The sequence below is a fragment of the Acinetobacter sp. YH12239 genome (assembly GCF_013417635.1).
Taxonomy (GTDB): Bacteria; Pseudomonadota; Gammaproteobacteria; order Pseudomonadales; family Moraxellaceae; genus Acinetobacter.
Genome location: NZ_VPDP01000006.1, coordinates 1 through 19058, shown reverse-complemented (window position 1 = coordinate 19058; position 19058 = coordinate 1). Strand labels below are relative to the sequence as shown.

Sequence of the window (19058 nt, the reverse complement as noted above, 5' to 3'; positions counted from 1 at the left end):
GAATTCATCGTTAAACCATGATCTAGCGTATAATTTGAAATAGGTTTATTGGGTCTTGAACTACTTTTTGATTTACTAACATATAAATGAAATAGAATTACCGAGATCGCTACGATCAACATGACGATTAAAATAAAGCCAATTGATTATGTTGTTACTCAGCTCTTTCTCTGCTTAAACCGAGATTCATATTAGGCATTTACAATACGATTCGATTTCACCATATCCGCTAAACCATGATGACGGAAATAATACTCCATCCAACTTTTCACAATGAGTGGATTACTCATTTTCACCACTTCATCCAAAAGTGTTTCCGCATCTACCATTGGAACATGACAAATTGCTTTACGGACTCTGAGAATATTGCTCGAACTCATTGAAAGCGTATTAAAGCCCATTGCCATCAGTAAAATTGCTGAGAGTGGATCGCCAGCCATTTCACCACAAATACTGACAGGTTTGTCATATTTATGACACTCTTGAACTAAGCGTTGCAATGCTCGAAGCACTGAGGGATGGAAGTGAGAATAAACACTCGATACACGTGGGTTATTACGGTCGACTGCCAAAAAATATTGGATTAAATCATTCGAACCCACTGAGAAGAAATCAACTAATTCTGCAAACTCACCAATTTGAAGTAAAACACTAGGTACTTCCACCATGATGCCAATTTTAGGACGATTAATTTTAACCTGTTCTTCTTCCTGAACCGCAGCTAAGTCACGCTCAATAATATAAAGCGCTTCTTCTACTTCACTGACGCTGGTGATCATTGGCAGCAAAATATGCAAATTATTCAAGCCAACACTGGCTTTTAACATCGCACGAATTTGTGAAGAGAAAATCTCAGGATGATCCAAGGTAAAACGAATCCCTCTCCATCCTAATGCTGAGTTTTCTTCTTCTATTTCGAAATAAGGTAAATCTTTATCTGCACCAATATCCAAAGTACGCATCACGACTGGTTTATTGGCAAAGTGACTAAGTTGTTGACGGTAAATCGCCCGTTGCTCTTCTTCACCCGGGAAACGATCACGCAACATAAATGGAATTTCTGAACGATAGAGTCCGACACCTTTGGCACCACGTTGTACACCACGCACGACATCAATCATTAAACCTGTATTCACAAATAAGCGTACTGCAACACCATCAGGAGTGATGGCATCTTTGGTTTCATACTGTTTAAGATCTTTGGCAATTTGTTCTTCTTCTTTTTGGATGTCACGATAACGTTGACGTAAACGGCGTGGTGGATTGATAAATACACGTCCTTGATAGGCATCAACAATCATTTCCACATCATCAAGTGTGGTTACTGGAAGCTCGGTGACCCCAACGACTGTGGGGATACCCAAAGCACGTGCCACAATCACCATATGTGAATTGGCAGCCCCTTCAGACGTCACAATCGCTGCAATCTTATCGACAGGAAGTTCAACCAATGCTGCCGTACTGATTTCTTCACCCACGATGATACTGTCATTGCTCAGTTCACGATGACTCAGATCATCTTCTTGAAGTGCTGCTAAAATACGACGCCCAAGGTCTTTTAGGTCTGCAACACGTTCTCGTAAATAATCGTCTTCCATTTGTGCAAAGATTGCCACATGACGATCTATAACGTGTTTAACTGCACCTTGAGCCCAGTGACCATCACGGATTAACTCTTTGATTTCAGCAGGCAGGGCATTCTCATCCAACATTCTCAAGAATACGCTAAATAATGCACGTTCCTCAGACATCAAAGAATCTTGCATTTTTTCATCAAGTGATTGAATTTCTTTACGAACAGAATCAACCGCATGATCGAGTAATTCAAGCTCCTCACTGATATCTTCAGCTTCGCGGTCAGGTACTGAACCTAAATCTGCGGGTGGATAAAGAATAAGTGCACGACCTAATGCAATACCACCTGCACCTGATGATCCTTGAAATGTTTTATAGGTTGGAGAATTATTTGGCTTACGGAAAACATCGATATTTCCAACTGCATGCGCATGCGCGATAACGCCAGAAAGTTGTGCACAAAGTGTGACTAAAAACGATTCAGCAGCTTCGCTAAAGTCTTGTGGTTCAGTATTTTGAACTACGAGAACACCCATGACTTTTCGACGATACATGACAGGAACGCCAAGGAAAGAGTTATAAATCTCTTCGCCTGTTTCTGGAAAATACGCGAAACGCTCATGCTTAAACGCATTCTCGATATTGACGATTTCCTCTCGTTGCCCAACGAGTCCGACCAAACCCTCACCCAGCTGCAGTGAGACATTGCCAATAGATTCAGCATTTAAGCCTTTGGAAGCCATCAGAACGTAACGTTGGTTACGTTCATCAAGTAAATAAATAGAGCACACATCTACATGCATTGCTTCAGAAATTTGGTTGACCATAATTTCTAACGAATCATGCAAACTGACAGACGCATTGATTTCTTGGACAATGCGCCGTAAAGAGTCTAATTGCATGTTCGACATGTAGCGGTGCTCCTCTTAAAGGGATGTAATTATGGTGATTATTCAAATAGTCGAAATAAAAATCAAACATTTAAATTCAATGTTTAATATAAATCATGCTATGGCAGATGCATACACAATTCCAACATGGCACGACGGTAAACATCTTTTTTGAAGTTCACCACTTGGCCTAGTGGATACCAATAGCTGACCCATTGCCATTGATCAAACTCTGGCGGATCATTTAAGTTCAACTGAATATGATTCGTTGACGCGACTAATTTCAATAAAAACCATTTTTGCTTTTGTCCGATACACACAGGATCAGAATCTGATCTGATGTAGCGAAGTGGCAAACGATAATGTAACCAACCTTCGGTCTGAGCAATTATTTGGACGTGCTCCGGCAATAACCCGACTTCTTCACGGAGTTCCCTGAAAAGTGCCTGTTCTGGAGTTTCACCAAATTGGATGCCTCCTTGAGGAAATTGCCAAGCATTGTGACCAATGCGTTTTGCCCATAAAACTTGTCCAATATCATTTGCCAAAATGATCCCGACATTCGGTCGGAAACCTTCTGAGTCGATCATTTGGCACCTAAAATTTATTAAATTCGTTGACTTTGGGTTCGGGGGCATCCACTCTCTATGCCCAACTCGAACAGTTCAAAGTAATAATGTTTTAAAATTGCTATGATCTTAACGAATTTCTATCGACTAGCGGAGATAGATTTACATTTTTTTTCTTAAATTTCAGTTTGAACGAGTAATTTCATGAAATTGGCGTTGTTTGATTTAGATCACACCTTGTTAAATACCGACTCTGACCATTCTTGGGGCGAGTTTTTAGTCAATGAAGGCTTGGTTGATTCAGTTCGACATCGCGCCATGAATGACAAATTTTATGAAGATTACAAAGCGGGACAACTTGATCCAATTGCCTACAACGAATTCGTATTTGAATTTTTAACGCAACATGACAATGAGTATTTGACCGACTTACATCAGCTTTTTATGCAAAAAGTGATTCGACCTCAAATGCGTCCTGAAGGTTATAAAGCGATTCAACGTCATCAAGATGCTGGGCATCAATTAGTAGGGATTACCGCAACGTCAGATTTTATTACTGCACCTATTTTTCGTGAATTTGGTATTACAGAAATTATTGCTACCAATGCAGAAGTGGTTAATGGTAAATATACGGGTAAAGTCATTAATATTCCGTGTTATCAAAAAGGTAAATTGGCACGATTAGATCAATGGCTTGAGGGACGAGACGTTACTGAATCATGGGCATATTCAGACTCTATTAATGATCGATTCTTATTGGAATATGCGGATCATGCGATTGCAGTCAATCCAGATGATCGTCTTGAAGCATTGGCTAAAGAGCAGGGTTGGGATATCCAAGACTGGTCCATTTAAGACAGTTTTATTCTCAAAATTCAAAATTGCTAAAGCCATTGTATCAATGGCTTTTTTTCATTGATTAGAATTGAAATAACTTGAGATTAAATTCAGCATAAATTTACAGACGCTTTCATCGCTTGGTGATATCTTATACGGAAACAATTAACTTAAAATTAATCAAAATCATAAGGAATACAGGATGCTAAATGCAGAGCCAAGAATGACCAACTTATTTGAGCAATTAGGATTGGATTCTAGCGAGCAAGCTATTGCAGAATTTATTGAAACACATCAGTTAGAAGCTGAAACCTTTTTGACTGAAGCAAGTTTTTGGTCTGAAGGTCAACGTCAATTTTTGAAAGAAAAATTATGTTCAGATGGTTCATGGGCATTAATTATCGATCAGCTCAATGAGTCTTTACATGAAGATTCATTGAAGAAAAAAGCTTAAGTAGCTCACTTGTCTTAAAAAGTAAAAAGTCATCTGATTAGATGACTTTTTAAATAACGAGTGCTGAAATTATTTCATTAAATCAACCAGGGCCTTGGCTGCCTTAGATTGGGTGCGTCCCGGATGCCAAACCATACCCAATTGACGCTGCATTTCTAAATTAATGTCCAGCCTGACTAAGTCTTGATTGACTAAAGTACTTGGTAGGACAGACCAGCCTAACCCAATAGAAGCCAACATGCGAATGGATTCAAGCGGGTTATTACTCATGGACACTTTAGGTTTTAATCCATTTTTTTCAAATTCTGCAAGGGTGATCTGCGCTGTATATGTTTGAGCTGCAGGTAATAAACTTGGGTACTGCATGAGATCTTCAAGGCTTAAATTTTTCATATTTGCCAATGGATGAAAAACTGCAGCAACGAAGACCAATGGATCACTCCATAAAGGAACATATTTTAAACGATCATCTAGGACTGGGGGTAAGGTTAAGAATGCCAGTTCAAGATCACCCGCTAACACTTTTTCATGAGCTTGTTCTGAATCTACAAAATGCACATCTAATGTCACATCAGGATATTGCTGAACATAGCTTTTTAAATGTTGCGGTAAATGATGTAATCCAATGTGATGGCTGGTACCAACTTTGAGCTTTCCTTTAATCTGATTTTGGTCGTGGCTTAAGGTGTGATGAATATCACCTAGTTCATTTAACCAATTTTTAACTTTAGGAAGCAGGGAGTGAGCCGCATGGGTGGCTTGTACACCTCGGCCAGCAGATTCAAATAATTTAACACCAAAATAATCTTCTAAACTATGGATACGTTTGGTGACAGCGGGCTGAGTGATAAATAGTTGATCAGCTGCCATAGAAATCGAACCCGTTTCCATGACTTTTATAAAAGCTTCAAAGGCAGCAAGATTCATAATTTAAACTCGGTTATGAAAATATTATTTAATTATAAAATAAATTTATATCTATTGCGAAGTAATTCTTCATAAACTGTTGCAAAAAAAGCCGCATAGTGCGGCTTAGATGAGGAGGATCACAGGTGAAACTATGCGACGATATTTTCTTCCTGTTGTATCGTTTTTTTCTCCCACACGCGTTCGTGAATGAAATAAGCCACGGCTTGTACAGTAGGCTCAAGTAAACTTAAAGTAATTGCCATCCAAATGCTGCCTGTGACAAGGTAGCCTACAATCATGGCTACCGTAATGTGCATAATGTAGTAGCTTAATGTTTTTTTGAACATGCGTTGATTATCTTCAACAAATTTTTGAATATGTGCCATGTGAACATCCTCAGTTGGTGGTGATCTTGGAGATGTTTAAATGATAAGCATTCTTGTTTAATCTGTAAAAGCGAATATTATTTTTAAATTAATCGTTTTTACAGATCATTTTTGATGCTTTTAGTGATTCCAAAAAGTTTTTAAACTAATAAAAATGATAAATTAGATTTATGTTAATAGGCCGTTATAATCGTAATTAATGACAGAATTACCCAGTCCAGTGGAGCAAATCGACATGGCAGGCGAAACCCAAAAAGCAGAAACTCAAACAAAAAAAACGTTGTACGATAAATTGTGGGACGATCATTTAGTTAAGCAACGCGATGATGGTTCTTCTTTACTTTATATCGATCGTCACTTGTTGCATGAAGTGACTTCTCCACAAGCTTTTGAAGGCTTACAACTTGCAGGACGTAAACCTTGGCGTTTAAGTGCAAACGTGGCAACTCCTGACCATAATGTACCAACGTCTACGAAAGAGCGTTCTGAAGGGATTGCGGGGATCGAAGATGATACTTCACGTATCCAAGTGCAAACTTTAGATGATAACTGTAAAACATTTAATGTTGCACAGTTTGATATCAACGATGTCCGTCAAGGGATCGCACACGTTGTTGGACCTGAGCAAGGTTTAACTTTACCGGGTATGACGGTTGTTTGTGGTGACTCTCATACAGCGACGCATGGAGCGTTTGGTTGCTTGGCACACGGTATTGGGACATCAGAAGTTGAACATGTATTGGCAACGCAATGTTTAGTTCAAAAGAAAATGAAAAACATGTTGGTACGTGTTGACGGCAAATTAGGTCAAGGCGTAACACCTAAAGATGTGGTTTTAGCGATTATCGGTAAAATCGGTACAGCTGGTGGTACAGGTCATGCCATCGAATTTGGTGGTCAAGTTTTCCGTGATATGTCGATCGAAGGTCGTATGACGGTATGTAACATGGCGATTGAAGGCGGTGCCCGTGTCGGTATGGTGGCTGTTGATGAAAAAACCATTGAATACGTAAAAGGTCGTCCATACGCACCTAAAGGAGAGCAGTGGGATCAAGCTGTAGCTTATTGGAATACTTTACATTCTGATGAGGGTGCACACTTTGATACAGTTGTTGTATTACAAGGTGAAGAGATTGAACCACAAGTGTCTTGGGGTACATCTCCTGAGATGGTGATTCCTGTATCTCGAGCAGTACCGACATTAGAACAAGCAAAAGATGATGTACAACGTAACGATTGGACACGTGCTTATCAATATATGGGTTTAACCGCAGGTCAAGCCTTGGCTGATATCAAACTTGATCGTGTGTTTATTGGTTCTTGTACTAACTCGCGTATTGAAGATATCCGTGCGGCAGCTGAAGTTGCAAAAGGCAAAAAAGTTGCAAGCACGATTAAGCAAGCGATGGTGGTACCAGGTTCTGGCTTAGTCAAAGCTCAAGCAGAAGCTGAAGGTTTGGATAAAATCTTAATTGAAGCTGGTTTTGAATGGCGTGAGCCGGGTTGCTCAATGTGTTTAGCAATGAACGCAGATAAATTACAACCGGGTGAGCACTGTGCATCAACATCAAACCGTAACTTCGAAGGTCGTCAAGGTAATGGTGGTCGTACGCATTTAGTGAGCCCAGCGATGGCAGCAGCAGCTGCAATTGCAGGTCACTTTGTTGATGTACGTTCATTCTAAGAGGAGCAAACAACATGAAAAAATATACCGTTGAACAAGGTATCGTTGCACCTTTAGACCGTGCCAATGTCGATACAGATTTAATTATTCCAAAACAGTTCTTGAAATCAATTAAGCGTACAGGTTTCGGCGCGAATTTGTTTGATGAATTACGTTATTTAGATGAAGGCTATTTGGGGCAAGACAACTCAAAACGTCCTTTGAATCCAGATTTTGAGTTGAACAAACCACGTTATCAAGGTGCTTCAATCTTGATTTCACGTTCCAACTTTGGTTGTGGTTCAAGCCGAGAACATGCGCCATGGGCTTTAGAAGAATATGGTTTTCGTACCGTAATCGCACCAAGCTATGCAGACATTTTCTACAACAACAGCTTTAAAAATGGCATGTTACCAGTGATCTTGTCTGAAGAGATTGTGGATCAATTATTCAAAGAGTGTGCAGCTCAAGAAGGTTATCAGTTAACGATTGATCTTGAAGCACAAGAAGTACGTACACCTACAGGCGAAGCATTTAAATTTGAAGTTGATCCATTCAGAAAGCACTGTTTGTTGAATGGTTTAGATGATATTGGTTTAACGTTACAAGCGGCAGAAGACATTCGTGCTTATGAGGAAAGAACTAAAGCTGTTCGCCCATGGGTATTCCAAGAAATCAAAGCGTAACTGATACTTAAAGCTATAGTGCTCTGATTCAAGTCTTGCTAATATCGGTGCAAAATTATTCTTTTAGTTTTGCGCCGTTTGGTGAGGTTGGGCACAAATGAAGGCAAAAGTTTTATTACGCTATGCGTTTTTCGGATTGTCTGTCGCCGTTTTATCCGCTTGTCAGACCGTAGACCGATTACAACTGAAAAAGATTAAAGAAACGCCTGAAACCAGAAATCATGCTTTGATTTATTGCTCAGGAACGCTGAATTGTGAGTTTGAAAGATTCGATGAGCATCCCATTGTTGATGCTCAATCTCGAAGATTAGATCAGCGTGCGATCAAGCAAGGTATCGTGCGATTAAATGCTGGCTCCTTGAAAGATCCGCAAGCCTTATATCTTTCAGTTCCTGCTGGACTGCATGAAGTGGTGGTTCGCTTTTATCCGATTTCAGAGGAAAAAGCAGAAACTATTAATGTCATCCATCGCTTCGAAGCAAAAAAAGATTACCGATTTGTAATGTTTAGAGATCGAAGCAGTGGGAAAAAAAGTTTACTTGATGCTTCTGCACCAGAGCCATTATGTGTTGACTTGTTGCAAGAGCAACAAACCATTCGTCGTTTCTGCAAACCCTATAATGTTCTCAATGGACTAGGTGAGTTTGTGGAACAAAAAAATTTAAAAACACGTTAGTTCATACTAACTTTATAAATGGAAAATCTCATGTCTAAACAAATTTTGATTTTAGCTGGTGACGGCATTGGTCCTGAAATTGTAAAAGCAGCTGAACAGGTCCTCACCCGTGTCAATGAAAAATTCAATCTAGATTTAACATGGGAACAAGGTTTATTGGGTGGCGCTGCAATTGATGCGCATGGTTCACCTTATCCAGAAGTTACCTCTGAACAAGCAAAAAAAGCAGATGCGATTTTGTTAGGTGCTGTGGGTGGTCCGAAGTGGGACACAATTGAGCGCTCAATTCGTCCTGAGCGTGGTTTATTGAAATTACGTAGCGAACTTAACCTTTTCGCTAACTTGCGCCCAGCGATCTTGTATCCTCAATTGGCAGATGCTTCAAGTTTGAAACCTGAAATTGTTTCAGGCTTAGATATTTTAATTGTCCGTGAATTAACTGGTGGTATTTACTTCGGTCAACCACGCGGTATTCGTGAATTAGAGAATGGTGAGAAGCAAGGCTTTAATACCGACGTATACGCAGAGTCAGAAATCAAACGTATTGCTAAAGTGGCGTTTGAAATGGCGAAACTACGCGGTGGTAAAGTGTGTTCAGTGGATAAGGCGAATGTTCTTGAAGTCACTGAGCTTTGGAAACAAACAGTAACTCAGTTACATGCTGAACAGTATGCTGACATTAACTTGTCACATATGTATGTCGATAATGCAGCAATGCAATTGGTTCGTGCACCTAAACAATTTGATGTGATCGTAACAGGTAACTTGTTCGGTGATATCTTGTCTGATGAGGCTGCGATGTTGACTGGTTCAATCGGTATGTTGCCATCAGCTTCTTTAGATGAAAATGGTAAAGGGATGTATGAGCCTTGTCATGGTTCAGCACCAGATATCGCAGGTCAAAATATTGCAAACCCATTGGCAACAATTTTATCTGTTGCAATGATGCTTCGATATACGTTCCGTCAAGAAGCTGCAGCAAAAGCAATTGAAGATGCAGTAGGGAATGTTTTAGACCAAGGTTTACGAACAGCTGACATTATGTCTGAAGGCATGAAGAAGGTCGGGACAATTGAAATGGGTGAAGCAGTTGTTGCAGCGCTTAACTAATTTCAGTTGATTCATTCAAAACGCAGCCTATGAGCTGCGTTTTTTATTGCCGAGCTTTTGAAAGCGTATTTTTTTTAAACTTAAAACACTTGAGCAAGTCATTAGGTTATCGTAGTACTGACTCACTGAAGTTTTCTGTACAGGAATCATAAAACCATTTGCATCTCTCATCGAATTTCCCATTGGAATCGCGGTGTTGACTATACGTTCAAAAGTGAAAATTTCCCGCTCATCTCGAATCACAGGATTCGGCTTCAGTTTAATGTTAAAAGAATTCAAATTGATAGTTTCACGCATATGTTGGATATCTTGCCCTACAAATTGTGAAACATAAGTGTTCATATTTTTTTATTCTGAAAATTTGCTGTTTGGCATGCCGTAAACTGGAAAGGTGTAAATATGCAGATGGCCAAAAACCACAATTGATTTAATGCGTGAAACAGTGGGGCAGTACGACGATTTTTTTGTGGCTGAGTGTGTATATGAGCATTGTTTTTATATTTGATTGAATGTTAAAAATAAATAAATAGTGAGTTTGATTATTCTATAACATCTGAGTATTGATCTGCTCATAAAGACAGACGATTGCTTTAGTAGAATGGATCTCCTGTAGTTCATAAAATAAAAGTACAAAAACAAAAAAAGCCACTCAATGTGGCTTTTCGCTTACTAACACTTAGCGTGCACGGTAAGTAATGCGACCTTTAGATAAGTCATAAGGTGTCATTTCAACTTTAACACTGTCGCCAGTCAAAATACGAATATAGTGTTTACGCATTTTACCAGAAATGTGTGCAATTACTTCGTGACCGTTTTCTAAACGTACACGGAACATAGTATTAGGAAGCGTTTCGGTGACAACGCCTTCGAACTCGATAAGTTCCTCTTTATTGGCCATAGCCTACCTGATGATCAAATTGGAAAGGCGCAAATTATAGGCAAAATTTTAGAAAAAAACAAGGTTAAACCAAGTTCAGTCGGCGTTTCTATGGTCAAATTTGTCGAACAAACAAATAAAATTTTTAAACAAAAAAATGCTTAACTATGTTGTCAGTTTGGTCAATCGACTGTAATCTAATTCATAAGTTTTAAGTAAATATTAATAACATACAAGGAAGGGCACTGCGTGAGTCAGCTAACTGATGCTTCGGTTGTTCTACGATTAGGTTATCAAGCAATTCGTCGTGCTGGATTGCCCACAGAAGAAATTTTAACAAAAGCGGGTGTGGCCTTAAATCAAGTAGATCAAAATGCGCGTACGCCTTTAAGCGCGCAGTACGCTTTCTGGGTTGCTGCCGAAGAAGTCAGTAAAGATCCAGACATTGGTCTACATTTAGGTGAGCATTTACCATTGTATCGTGGTCAAGTGATTGAACATCTTTTTATTTCATCTGAAAATTTTGGCGAAGGCCTCAAACGGGCTTTAGCGTATCAACGTCTAATCAGTGATGCATTTCATGCCAAGTTGGTCATTGAAGATGATCGTTGCTACCTAACCAATGGTGAACAACCTTTCTCTGAAAACCTAGTTAATCGTCATTTTTCTGAGTGCGCGATTTCAGGCATTTTAAGATTCTTCAAATTTATTACTGAAGGTCGTTTTCAACCTATATATATCGATTTTAACTTTAGCGAGGGTGCTTCAGACGATGAGTATTTCCGTGTATATGAGTGCCCGGTAAGTTTAGGCCAAAAAGAAACGCGACTTTATTTTGATCCTGCAATTTTAGATTATGTACTTTGGCAAGCTGAGCCAGAATTACTTCAACTGCATGAGCAGTTGGCGATTGAAAAATTACAGGAGTTGGCTCGATACGATTTAGTGGGTGAGGTACGCCGTGCTATTGGTTCTACACTTGAGAGTGGAGAAACAACGTTAGAAACTGTGGCAGCTCAGTTGAATATTACCCCACGTCGTTTGAGAACACAGCTCAGTGAAGCCAATACAAGCTTCCAGCAAATTTTATCTGACTATCGTTGTCGTTTAGCTAAAAAACTTTTGGCAAACACCAATGAAAGCGTAGAGAGAATTGTCTATCTGACGGGTTTCTCAGAACCAAGTACGTTCTATCGTGCCTTTAAACGATGGACCAATGAGACACCTGTTGAATATCGTAAGCGTAAACAGCGCTAAAAAAGTCCCTTCTTATGAAGGGATTTTTTTCAATTCAAAATAAAAAATCTATTCAGGCATGTTTAACCAATGAGGGCCTAGCGGCACTTTAGGCAAGTTAAACTCTTCAGGATAGTGTGCTTGGATAAAGTAAAGGCCGTCAGGTGGTGCTGTGATCCCTGCTGCTTTACGGTCTTCTGCTGCGAATATTTCATCAATATGGTCAATGTCGTACATCCCCTGACCAATTTCCAGTAAACAGCCCATAATATTGCGAACCATGTGATGTAAAAAACCATCTGCTTGGATGTCTAGAACAAGGTAAGCACCGTGTTTGATGAGTTTACAATGGCTCACATGGCGTACAGGTTGGTTGGATTGACACGCAGCAGCTCGAAAGCTTTCAAAGTTATGAGTACCCTCAAATTTTGAGGCTGCAGCAATCATTTTATCCACATCAAGTGGGTAATAAGCATGCGTTACTTGTTTGTGGAGTAAGGCAGGGCGCATGGGGCTGTTATAAACGACATAACGATAACGGCGAGCCTGCGCTTTAAAGCGTGCATGAAAATCACTGCCCATTTCTTGAATCCATTGGATGGCAATATCTTTAGGGAGTGTACTGTTAGCCCCCATAAGCCAGCCACGAATTGGACGTATTGCATTTGTGTCAAAGTGAGCCACCATATTTGTGGCATGAACACCCGCATCTGTTCGACCTGCACCATGCAAAATGATGGGTTCATCAGCAATTTTGCTCAACACTTTTTCCATGGTTTCTTGTACGCTCGGCACACCAGGTTGCTGTGTTTGCCAACCTCGATAACGAACGCCACTAAACTCAATTCCGATTGCAAAACGTGGCATTTGAACCTCTAATTTGATGAATCATACCAATGCTGTAACCATTGATCTGTGGAAGGGTATTGTAAATACATTTTTAGAATTTTGGCATAAAGATCGGCATCACTGAGTGTATCGTCTATTAAAATATCAGATGCTTTAATCCAACTGCTAATTGCATAGCGTTGATCTAATTCTCCAAACATGACCTGACTACTTAATACAATATGGCAGCCTAAGGCACGAAGCTGCTTCAAAATATATGTGGTATCCGCATTAATTGCCAAATTACCGGTTCCATATGCTTGAAGTATGAGTACATGAGGCGGGTTGTCGATAAAACGCGTTAAATGCTGATTGAATAATTTGATTTCAATGGGGCGAAGACTCAGATTCGCAATATTGAGTTGTGTCGAGCGTTCAATATGTTGCTCAGTAATGTCGACAAAAGAACTTGATATGGGCTTGATGACATTTGTAAATGCTTCACCACAAAATGCATTAAGTGCCGTGCGATGTGTCTTGACTGCAGTTCTGGCATGAAAAATTTGATGGTTAAAGCATAAGTAAACACCATCAGACACATTTTCCATATATTGGATGGCATGATTCAGATTATCTAAAGCATCGCTCGATGGATGCAAAGAGGTCGCTGCATGATTGAGCAGAGGAAATTGGCTACCTGTGATAATGACTCGACACGTATCATGGAGAAATCGAGAAAGAATAGCCGCAGCATAACTCATGGTATCGGTACCATGAATGACAATAAATTTTTGAAATTGTTTAGTTTGTAATTGTTGAATTTGTTGGATTAACAGCAACCAATCACGTGCCGTACATGCACTACTGTCTTTAATCTCATGAGCCTGAACAAGCTCGATCTGAATTTGAACGGGCAAAATTTCTTTTAATTGCGGGAAAAAATCGTTAGCTGACATAGGTGCTAAAGGTTCACCAACGCAACCAAATGTACCACCCATATAGATTAAAGCTATTTTTGAACTCATAAAAAAAGCAGCCTGATTAGACTGCTTCATATTAAGATTAATTGGAATCAGATTCCATGCTCTCTCGGAGTTTTGCTGCACGCATTTTTTGTTCGTCACTGTAATGCGATTCATATTCCGCAATTAATTTTTCTGCTTCATCAAACGCGCCAAATTTAATGTATTGATCCGCCAAATCTAAATTAAGTTGAATTTCATCAACGTTAAGTAATTCAGGAAAACGTTGCACAAGAGGATCATCGAGACGATTCGGATTCATTTTTATCGCAGATGTTTCATACGAATGACTCTGTTGCACTTCTACGTTTTCATCTGAAGAATTGAGGTCAAGATTAAATTCGTTTGTTGATTCAATTGAGCTTTTTTCTGTAGATTTTGAATCAAGATTTTCTTTTAAGTCGAAAGTCACGAAATCTAAATTCTGATCATTCACGCTTTGCTCTGAAACTTTTGCTGAGCTAGATGTTTCAGCATTAAAGTTAAAATCATCTGAAAGATCGAAAGTGAGTTCATCCTTAGATGTTGTTTGAGAATGAGACTGTTTCGATTGATCTGAAAAGCTAAATTCCAATGGATCTATTTCAATATTCAGTTCTTGTGGATTTTTTTCTAATGGAGGAGAGCTCAGTGCTGAATGAGATAGATCTGTTTTTTCACCCCATTCTTGACTCAAATCAAGTGTGAAGTCGAGATCGTGCATGGACTCATTTTCTGAAGCACGGTTCTCAGCATCAGTTAAGTGCACTGATTCTGTTTGTGATTTATTTTCAGACTGAAAACTGGAGAAATCTAAATCAAACTCTAAGGGCGCGCGATCTTCAGTCGATTGATTGGTTGTTTCAGATTCAGTCTGTGTTTGAGCATTTGGCTCGAAAGTTAAATCTGTCGTTATAAATTCTAAAGGTGTTTGCTCTTTTGATGCAGGAGTCTTCTCATCATCTTGCTCGAATGGGTGTTGTGAGGTTGGTTGCGGTGTATCTTCCATAAAAAAATCGAGTTCAAAATGCTCGTTTTGCGATGGAGTCTGTTGTTCAGTTGCCTGCTGATTTTCAGCCTGATCAGAAGGGAGCTGGTCAATGATTTCTTCATTGGTTTTATTGAGCGTAAACTCTTCTGCTAAATCCAGCTGTTCTGAGCTAAATACAAAATGAGCAGTAGGTTCAGCAGAGACATGCTCAATTTCTTCTTCAGGGGTGCTTTTCTTCTCTTTGACTTGTAAGGGATGTGGATATTGTTCTGTTTCAAACACAAATGTTGAGCTTTGAGAAGGAAGAGAAGATTGCTCTGTGGTCTCATTTGTTTCAGTGGGTGTGCTTTCCTGAGAGCTATGTTGTTCATCCTGAGACTTGATGAGATGATCAAAAGCTTGTTCTGATTGCACTGCAGGAATTTCAGTTATAAAACTGGTGCTATGAAATTGTGCAGTATTACGAGACTGATTCTCGGTGTTCGATATATCCCGTGATTCTTTCGCAATTTCTTTATTTTGTTCCGCTTCTTTTGCAGCTTTAAGTTTGTCTTCAGCTTCATCCGCAATGTAATGTAATCCAGTGGAGCGTAAATAATTACTTAATTGTTTTAAAGCAAATTCATCATTCTGTAAGATGTGAATATCAATCAAATACGAGTAAAGCTCATGTTGTCTAGGATCACGATTCAATGCTTGATTGATTTTTGCTTCGGCTGACATATAGCTTTCTGATTGAATTAAGTATTCAATACTGGCTTTAAGTTCATCAGCCACTGGTTCGGCACTTAAGTCTTGTGGTGCGCCATGACCGTACTGTGAAGAGGCTTGTTGTGGGGTGGAGCGAGTTTTAGGGCTTTTCTTAGCGCGTTTTACACTCACATTTTTTTTAGATTTTGTTGATCCTGTGTCGCCATTTTTTTGTTTATCCTCACGTTTTTTGAGCACCAGTGCGATTAACAGCAAGACGACAAATGGAATGACATACAACATAATTTTTCCCCTTCATTGAATTCAATGAATTTATTGCAAACCTAATACCTGAGTGCTCGAAATATTGGACTGTTTTTAATCTCGATTTTTTATATTCTCAGTTCATCATTATGCATCGATCAAGATGTTCGAAATAAGAAGTGATGAGATTGTAATTTAACTGTTTTTTGTATCGATGTCATAATATTTCCTTTCAAATAGCACTCCAAGCTCTAATCAATTCAAGTTGCATAAAAAAAGCCGATCTAATCAGACCGGCTTTTTATTGAAGTGACTATTAAACATTAAGCATTCTTATAGTCAATCAAGATGCGTAGCATACGGCGTAAAGGTTCAGCAGCACCCCAAAGTAATTGGTCACCAACAGTGAACGCGCCTAGATATTCTTTACCCATATTGAGTTTACGTAAACGACCTACTGGAACTGTAAGCGTGCCAGTTACTGCAACAGGTGTAAGATCAGTCATTGATGCTTCACGTGTGTTCGGCACAACTTTAGACCAGTCATTTGCACTTGCAATGATGTCTTCAATTTCATTTAAAGGAACATCTTTACGAAGTTTTAAAGTCAATGCTTGTGAGTGACAACGCATTGCACCAATACGTACACAATGACCATCAATAGGTACAATTTGTGAATTACCAAGAATCTTATTGGTTTCAACTTGACCTTTCCATTCCTCTTTCGATTGACCGCTTTCAAGCTGTTTGTCGATATAAGGAATTAAAGAACCTGCTAAAGGTACACCGAAGTTTGCTGAAGGGAATCCTTCACCACGCTGTAATTCAGCAATTTTAGAGTCGATATCTAAAATTGGAGAACGTGGATCGTCTAATAGATCTTTTGTATTGTTATACAAATAGCCCATACCTGTGATGAGTTCACGCATGTTTTGCGCACCCGCACCAGAAGCAGCTTGGTAAGTCATTGAAGTCGCCCATTCAACAAGATTGTTTTGGAACAGACCACCAAGACCCATTAACATCAATGAAACAGTACAGTTACCGCCCACAAATGTTTTCGTACCTTTTACCAAACCGTCTTTGATCACATTCATGTTGACTGGATCTAATACGATGATTGCTTCATCGTCCATACGCAATGTAGATGCAGCATCAATCCAGTAACCATTCCAACCATCAGCTTTCAACTTAGGGAAAACTTCAGTGGTATAATCACCACCTTGGCAGGTAATAATGACATCCATTTGCTTCAGACTATTAATGTCTGTCGCATCCATAAGTGCTGGGGCAGTTTTACCACCAAACGCAGGGGCTTCACCACCTGCATTACTGGTAGAGAAGTAGAATGGCTCAAAATGAGCGAAATCATTCTCTTCAACCATACGTTGCATAAGGACGGAACCAACCATCCCGCGCCAACCGACCAGACCTACTTTCATGTCACTTTGCCTCGGTGCGTTAAAATAAAAAAAGGGGGTTCGAGTGTATCAAAAGAGTGTATAACTGCAAGTGGTACACAATCAAAACAGCAAATATATTGTGCAATATAACTTGTTTATGTTACATGCAAAACTAATATAAATTTATGAATCATCGAAAAATTAAGAATATATAAAGAGAAGCACTATGCTATGGATTGAGATACTGGCTGTTGTTGTGATTTGGTTAAGTTTTTGGTCTTTGATTCCGCGTGATGAGTGGTGGTTTCGAGGGGCCGATTTTCCAAGACTACAAATTTTAGCCCTTGGCTTTATCGCATTTATCCTCCTGTTGGTTTGGGATGGGGAATGGGATTTAAGACGCCAAGTCATATTTGTTGGATTAATTGCTGCATTAGCATATCAATTGAAGATGGTTTTGCCTTATACCTTAATTTGGAAAAAACAGGTGAAACAGGTCCAACCGGATCAACTTGATCCATCAAAGCAAATCTCTTTAATTGTGTCGAATGTTTTAACACCAAATACAGAATATCATCGTTTGATTGAACAGATTCATCAGCATCAACCCGATATCGTATTGACGCTTGAAACAGACCAAACCTGGCAGAATGAACTTTCGGTCATCGAAGCGGATTATCCTTATCGTGTTCCAGTACCTTTAGATAATCTCTATGGAATGCATCTCTACAGTAAATTGGAATTAAGTGATACCGAAGTCAAATTCATACTGAGTAATGAGATTCCTTCTATTCATACCACAGTGAAATTGCGTTCTGGACAGCCAGTTCAATTATATTGTTTACATCCCAAACCGCCGAGTCCAACTGAAGCCAAAGACTCTACATTACGTGATGCTGAGTTGTTGATTGTCGGTGATCAAATTAAAGACTTGGATGAAAGTTGCATTGTCATGGGGGATCTAAATGATGTGGCATGGTCTCGTACCACACGACTATTTCAACGTATCAGTGGTTTATTAGACCCGCGTGTTGGGCGTCATTATGTCAATACCTTCCATGCGGACTATCCGCTATTACGATGGTCACTCGATCATGTATTCCACAGCACTGATTTTGCTTTGGTGAAAATGGAGCGATTACCGCATATTGGTTCGGATCACTTTCCTGTGTACGTTGTTTTACAAACTGGACGACAGTTTGAGCAAGTACAGCAAGAATTAGAACAGACGGATGCTGATGAGCAAGAGGCTCAAGAGGCGATTCAAGAAGGTATTGCGAAAGCCGAAAAAGAAGAGAAACAAGTGACAGATGAAATTGCGCAAGATTATAAAGATGGCAAACAAGTGTGAATGGATGCGTGTAAGAAATTGCTTACAATGAATGTGTCTGTTGACCCATAGTCACGAAGCAAGCTTAAGCGTAATCTAAGCTTATCGGCACAGGGAGTGGGAATGGAATGATCCCAATATGGAAGACGACGCCGACGGAAAACCATCATGGAGATGATGTAGGAAAGGAAAGCCAATAAAACAATAATATGATTTTTGAAAAGCACAACCTCATCGACCCGAGTTTTACAGGATGTAGAACTCGGGTTTAGTTTATGGTGGATTTAAACGTTTAAATGCATACAGGTCGAATGAATTAAATCTCGTTATTCAGCTCTAATCTTTTATTAATGCTATGATTTGCCAAAATGAAAATATTGAGCAGATGGGGTATGAGTTTGTTTCTTAAAAATATGAAAGACATAACTACAAGCAAATCCTTCGCTTCGATCGTTGTGTTAAATGTACTAATGAGTACCAATGTTTTTGCACAAGAAGCTGATGAAAAAATGATGGATGCGGTTGCATCTCAAGAACAGGTCGCGAACACTGAAGCTAAAGAAGCTAAAGAAGCTAAAGAAGCTAAAGAAGCTAAAGAAGCTAAAGAAGCTAAAGAAGCTAAAGAAGCTAAAGAAGCTAAAGAAGCTAAAGAAGCTAAAGAAGCTAAAGAAGCTAAAGTCTCT

At 39.4% G+C, this 19058-nt stretch carries 19 protein-coding genes; 9 read left to right on the top strand and 10 right to left on the bottom strand.

Annotation, left to right across the window (positions count from 1 at the left end; all coding sequences use genetic code 11):
* Window positions 1-191: 191 nt before the first annotated feature.
* Together ptsP and FTV17_RS07025 are read right to left on the bottom strand one after the other, a co-directional pair.
* Entirely contained in the window at window positions 192-2486 is a 2295-nt protein-coding gene (gene ptsP / locus FTV17_RS07030) for a phosphoenolpyruvate--protein phosphotransferase (RefSeq protein ID WP_179998726.1), read from the bottom strand.
* A 98-nt stretch (window positions 2487-2584) separates the two neighbouring features.
* The gene (locus FTV17_RS07025; protein ID WP_035264177.1) at window positions 2585-3055 is read right to left on the bottom strand and encodes an RNA pyrophosphohydrolase; all 471 of its coding nucleotides are present in this window, start codon (window positions 3053-3055) and stop codon (window positions 2585-2587) included.
* Between the two features lie 183 nt (window positions 3056-3238).
* Here FTV17_RS07025 and FTV17_RS07020 point away from each other — a divergent pair, with 183 nt between their 5' ends.
* On the top strand, window positions 3239-3889 hold the full coding sequence (locus FTV17_RS07020) for an HAD family phosphatase (protein ID WP_179998725.1): 651 nt from the start codon (window positions 3239-3241) through the stop codon (window positions 3887-3889).
* Between the two features lie 184 nt (window positions 3890-4073).
* Window positions 4074-4325 carry a DUF2789 family protein gene (locus FTV17_RS07015; protein ID WP_035264173.1) on the top strand — a complete coding sequence of 84 codons (252 nt, stop codon included), beginning with the start codon at window positions 4074-4076 and terminating at the stop codon, window positions 4323-4325.
* A 69-nt stretch (window positions 4326-4394) separates the two neighbouring features.
* Here the strand turns inward: FTV17_RS07015 and FTV17_RS07010 are convergent, their stop codons facing one another.
* Both FTV17_RS07010 and FTV17_RS07005 read right to left on the bottom strand, forming a co-directional pair.
* Window positions 4395-5252, bottom strand: a complete 858-nt coding sequence (locus FTV17_RS07010; protein ID WP_179998724.1) for a LysR family transcriptional regulator — start codon at window positions 5250-5252, stop codon at window positions 4395-4397.
* A gap of 131 nt (window positions 5253-5383) precedes the next feature.
* Window positions 5384-5620, bottom strand: coding sequence for a DUF2061 domain-containing protein (locus tag FTV17_RS07005; RefSeq protein ID WP_035264169.1), 237 nt, complete (start codon window positions 5618-5620; stop codon window positions 5384-5386).
* Window positions 5621-5855: 235 nt separating this feature from the next.
* On the opposite strand from FTV17_RS07005, the gene leuC reads away from it, so the two are divergent.
* The 4 genes from leuC to leuB all read left to right on the top strand — a co-directional run bounded on the left by leuC (window position 5856) and on the right by leuB (window position 9755).
* On the top strand, window positions 5856-7304 hold the full coding sequence (leuC, locus tag FTV17_RS07000; protein WP_179998821.1) for a 3-isopropylmalate dehydratase large subunit: 1449 nt from the start codon (window positions 5856-5858) through the stop codon (window positions 7302-7304).
* 14 nt (window positions 7305-7318) lie between these two features.
* On the top strand, window positions 7319-7969 hold the full coding sequence (leuD, locus tag FTV17_RS06995) for a 3-isopropylmalate dehydratase small subunit (RefSeq protein WP_179998723.1): 651 nt from the start codon (window positions 7319-7321) through the stop codon (window positions 7967-7969).
* Window positions 7970-8066: 97 nt separating this feature from the next.
* Entirely contained in the window at window positions 8067-8645 is a 579-nt protein-coding gene (locus FTV17_RS06990; RefSeq protein WP_179998722.1) for a hypothetical protein, read from the top strand.
* A gap of 30 nt (window positions 8646-8675) precedes the next feature.
* Window positions 8676-9755, top strand: a complete 1080-nt coding sequence (gene leuB, locus FTV17_RS06985) for a 3-isopropylmalate dehydrogenase (RefSeq protein ID WP_179998721.1) — start codon at window positions 8676-8678, stop codon at window positions 9753-9755.
* A gap of 27 nt (window positions 9756-9782) precedes the next feature.
* Here leuB and FTV17_RS06980 read toward each other — a convergent pair whose 3' ends face one another.
* Complete coding sequence (locus FTV17_RS06980; protein ID WP_179998720.1) at window positions 9783-10097, bottom strand: hypothetical protein; 315 nt, start codon at window positions 10095-10097, stop codon at window positions 9783-9785.
* 334 nt (window positions 10098-10431) lie between these two features.
* On the bottom strand, window positions 10432-10653 hold the full coding sequence (gene infA / locus FTV17_RS06975) for a translation initiation factor IF-1 (RefSeq protein ID WP_004692529.1): 222 nt from the start codon (window positions 10651-10653) through the stop codon (window positions 10432-10434).
* A 228-nt stretch (window positions 10654-10881) separates the two neighbouring features.
* Here infA and FTV17_RS06970 point away from each other — a divergent pair, with 228 nt between their 5' ends.
* Window positions 10882-11889, top strand: a complete 1008-nt coding sequence (locus tag FTV17_RS06970; protein ID WP_035264130.1) for an AraC family transcriptional regulator — start codon at window positions 10882-10884, stop codon at window positions 11887-11889.
* Window positions 11890-11937: 48 nt separating this feature from the next.
* On the opposite strand, the gene truA is transcribed toward FTV17_RS06970, so the two are convergent.
* The 4 genes from truA to asd form a co-directional block, all read right to left on the bottom strand.
* Window positions 11938-12735, bottom strand: a complete 798-nt coding sequence (truA, locus tag FTV17_RS06965; RefSeq protein WP_179998719.1) for a tRNA pseudouridine(38-40) synthase TruA — start codon at window positions 12733-12735, stop codon at window positions 11938-11940.
* Between the two features lie 8 nt (window positions 12736-12743).
* Window positions 12744-13721 carry an asparaginase domain-containing protein gene (locus FTV17_RS06960; protein ID WP_179998718.1) on the bottom strand — a complete coding sequence of 326 codons (978 nt, stop codon included), beginning with the start codon at window positions 13719-13721 and terminating at the stop codon, window positions 12744-12746.
* 37 nt (window positions 13722-13758) lie between these two features.
* Window positions 13759-15681: a hypothetical protein gene (locus FTV17_RS06955; protein ID WP_179998717.1), complete on the bottom strand. Its 1923-nt coding sequence runs from the start codon at window positions 15679-15681 to the stop codon at window positions 13759-13761.
* Between the two features lie 284 nt (window positions 15682-15965).
* A complete protein-coding gene (asd, locus tag FTV17_RS06950) occupies window positions 15966-17084 on the bottom strand; it encodes an aspartate-semialdehyde dehydrogenase (RefSeq protein WP_035264122.1) in 1119 nt (372 codons plus the stop codon).
* 187 nt (window positions 17085-17271) lie between these two features.
* Here asd and FTV17_RS06945 point away from each other — a divergent pair, with 187 nt between their 5' ends.
* The gene (locus FTV17_RS06945; protein ID WP_179998716.1) at window positions 17272-18396 is read left to right on the top strand and encodes an endonuclease/exonuclease/phosphatase family protein; all 1125 of its coding nucleotides are present in this window, start codon (window positions 17272-17274) and stop codon (window positions 18394-18396) included.
* Window positions 18397-18767: 371 nt separating this feature from the next.
* Window positions 18768-19058 (top strand): hypothetical protein (locus FTV17_RS06940; protein WP_179998715.1); only part of this gene is annotated, 291 nt, incomplete at its 3' end.

What these genes read in the sequence shown, in the direction of transcription:
- FTV17_RS07010 (WP_179998724.1), bottom strand. Translation starts at nt 5,252, where the DNA reads ATGAATCTTGCTGCCTTTGAAGCTTTTATAAAAGTCATGGAAACGGGT.
- FTV17_RS06955 (WP_179998717.1), bottom strand. Translation starts at nt 15,681, where the DNA reads ATGTTGTATGTCATTCCATTTGTCGTCTTGCTGTTAATCGCACTGGTG.
- leuB (WP_179998721.1), top strand. Translation starts at nt 8,676, where the DNA reads ATGTCTAAACAAATTTTGATTTTAGCTGGTGACGGCATTGGTCCTGAA.
- FTV17_RS06990 (WP_179998722.1), top strand. Translation starts at nt 8,067, where the DNA reads ATGAAGGCAAAAGTTTTATTACGCTATGCGTTTTTCGGATTGTCTGTC.
- leuC (WP_179998821.1), top strand. Translation starts at nt 5,856, where the DNA reads ATGGCAGGCGAAACCCAAAAAGCAGAAACTCAAACAAAAAAAACGTTG.
- leuD (WP_179998723.1), top strand. Translation starts at nt 7,319, where the DNA reads ATGAAAAAATATACCGTTGAACAAGGTATCGTTGCACCTTTAGACCGT.
- FTV17_RS06960 (WP_179998718.1), bottom strand. Translation starts at nt 13,721, where the DNA reads ATGAGTTCAAAAATAGCTTTAATCTATATGGGTGGTACATTTGGTTGC.
- FTV17_RS07025 (WP_035264177.1), bottom strand. Translation starts at nt 3,055, where the DNA reads ATGATCGACTCAGAAGGTTTCCGACCGAATGTCGGGATCATTTTGGCA.
- ptsP (WP_179998726.1), bottom strand. Translation starts at nt 2,486, where the DNA reads ATGTCGAACATGCAATTAGACTCTTTACGGCGCATTGTCCAAGAAATC.
- asd (WP_035264122.1), bottom strand. Translation starts at nt 17,084, where the DNA reads ATGAAAGTAGGTCTGGTCGGTTGGCGCGGGATGGTTGGTTCCGTCCTT.
- infA (WP_004692529.1), bottom strand. Translation starts at nt 10,653, where the DNA reads ATGGCCAATAAAGAGGAACTTATCGAGTTCGAAGGCGTTGTCACCGAA.
- FTV17_RS07015 (WP_035264173.1), top strand. Translation starts at nt 4,074, where the DNA reads ATGCTAAATGCAGAGCCAAGAATGACCAACTTATTTGAGCAATTAGGA.
- FTV17_RS07005 (WP_035264169.1), bottom strand. Translation starts at nt 5,620, where the DNA reads ATGGCACATATTCAAAAATTTGTTGAAGATAATCAACGCATGTTCAAA.
- FTV17_RS07020 (WP_179998725.1), top strand. Translation starts at nt 3,239, where the DNA reads ATGAAATTGGCGTTGTTTGATTTAGATCACACCTTGTTAAATACCGAC.
- FTV17_RS06945 (WP_179998716.1), top strand. Translation starts at nt 17,272, where the DNA reads ATGCTATGGATTGAGATACTGGCTGTTGTTGTGATTTGGTTAAGTTTT.
- truA (WP_179998719.1), bottom strand. Translation starts at nt 12,735, where the DNA reads ATGCCACGTTTTGCAATCGGAATTGAGTTTAGTGGCGTTCGTTATCGA.
- FTV17_RS06980 (WP_179998720.1), bottom strand. Translation starts at nt 10,097, where the DNA reads ATGAACACTTATGTTTCACAATTTGTAGGGCAAGATATCCAACATATG.